Below are 1,785 nucleotides of genomic sequence, written 5' to 3'. Positions count from 1 at the left end.
ACCAGCACACCCTCGCGGCATAACGATCACGTGTCCAAGATCACGGGGAAACTTCACTCCTTCAGCTTTCCCAGGACCGCTGACCACGTGCGCCCCGCCCGTCGTTGCGCGGCCACGTAGCGGCGCAACGACGGCATCGCCGAGGAGAAACACGTGCCCCCTTCCCCGATCCCCGCCGACGACCGCACTGACCCGGTGCCCGCCCGCGCACCCGGACGCCAGGTCCTCACGTGCGCCCGTCGAGCACCTCTCGCAGTTGCGGCGTCGCCAGGTAGTGGACAACCTTGTGGAAGTCGAACACATGGATGGGCTGGCCTTTGGGCTCCTGCACGCCAAGAAAACCCTCCCGTACCCCTCCGGGAGGAATCGCGACCAGGTCCCCGGGATCCGCAAGATTCACCCACCGGGCCACATTCGGCGGACGCCCGCCCTTCCCCCCGACCGGAGGGGGCTGCAACCGCGGGAAAACCGCATGCGGCAACGCCAGCGGCGACCCCAACGTCACCAGCAACTCAACCCGCACATCCGGGTGCGCCCACAGAGTTTCGTACGCCACCACCGAACCCAGCGAGTGCGCGATCACCACCGACGGCCGCTGCACGGCCAGCGCCTCGGCGACACGGGAGCGCACCAGCTGGCGCGCAGGATCGCGCAGATAGGCAGCAACTTCCCGGAAGCAGACCGCGACGAACCACTCGACAGCTGGCTGCCCCAGACCGCGCCTCTTGGCCAGCCAGGTCAGAGCCTGCCGCAGCGGCCAGGTGGCCCGCCCCGCAGCCGTCGCCTCCGGCAGCCCGCACGCCTCCAGCCACCAACCGACGAGTTCCCGCTCGAACTCATCGAGCGACACCAGATCATCCGGCCCCTGACTGCCCCCACGGCGCAACAAGTCCGCGTAGTAGACGACCGCCACCTCCTCACGCCTACTGTCCACAGGCCCGCTCCTCTGCAGCCGCCCCGGCGACAACGCGTCAGCCCAGACCTCTGCCAACTGCATGGCGGCGTGATCAGGAGGTTGAGCTGGGCGAAAATTTCCCACCCCATGGACCCCTAGGATCTTCATCCGCGGCACCCCCTTCCCTGCTCTACAACGCAGACGTCAACGCCGCAGCCCAGCACGAGGCCACCATCTGGAGCGACCGCCACAACAGCGACCTCAAGTCCTACATTCAGGACGGTGCATGCACTACTGACCAGGTCCCACACTCGCGCCGTGTTGTCGTGGCTGCCGGTAATGGCGACGGGTCGGCCATCCAGCACAGTGCACGCCACCGAGTTCACTGGCCTCATGTGACCGGCGAGAGGGCTGCCGAGGGGGCCACCGGAGGTCAAATCCCACACCCGCACCGTGTTGTCTTGGCTGCCGGTGACGGCCACAGGCCGACCATCCAGCACAGTGCACGCCACCGCGGTCACCGGCCTCNACCCGCACCACGCCGCGGCTGCCACCGGTGACGGCGACGGGCCGGCCGTCCAGCACGGTACACGCCACCGCGTACACCGGCCCGGTGTCGTCAGCGATAAGGCGACCGACGGGTTCACCGGAGGTCAAATCCCACATCCGCACCACGCCGCCGTCGTCGCCGCCGCTACCGGCGACGACGATGGGCCGGCCGTCCAGCACAGTGCACGCCACCGCGTACACCGGCCCGAACTGGCTAGCGAGAGGGCGGCCGAGAGATTCACCGGAGGTCAAATCCCACACCCGCACCACGCCGCCGGTGATGGCGATGGGCCGGCCGTCCAGCACAGTGCACGCCACCGCGTACACCGGCCCGAACTGGC

The 1,785-nt window shown here is 68.6% G+C and carries 2 protein-coding genes; both read right to left on the bottom strand.

The annotated features are described in order from the left end of the window. Positions 1-226 precede the first annotated feature (226 nt). Positions 227-913, bottom strand: a complete 687-nt coding sequence (locus tag KM933_RS38620; protein ID WP_221362328.1) for a GPI inositol-deacylase — start codon at positions 911-913, stop codon at positions 227-229. Between the two features lie 146 nt (positions 914-1,059). Then, the gene (locus KM933_RS38615; protein WP_308013686.1) at positions 1,060-1,395 is read right to left on the bottom strand and encodes a WD40 repeat domain-containing protein; all 336 of its coding nucleotides are present in this window, start codon (positions 1,393-1,395) and stop codon (positions 1,060-1,062) included. Positions 1,396-1,785 lie beyond the last annotated feature (390 nt).

The organism is Streptomyces beigongshangae, assembly GCF_019710745.1.
In the GTDB taxonomy this organism is placed as follows: Bacteria; Actinomycetota; Actinomycetes; order Streptomycetales; family Streptomycetaceae; genus Streptomyces; species Streptomyces beigongshangae.
This window is presented reverse-complemented; position numbering and strand designations above follow the sequence as displayed.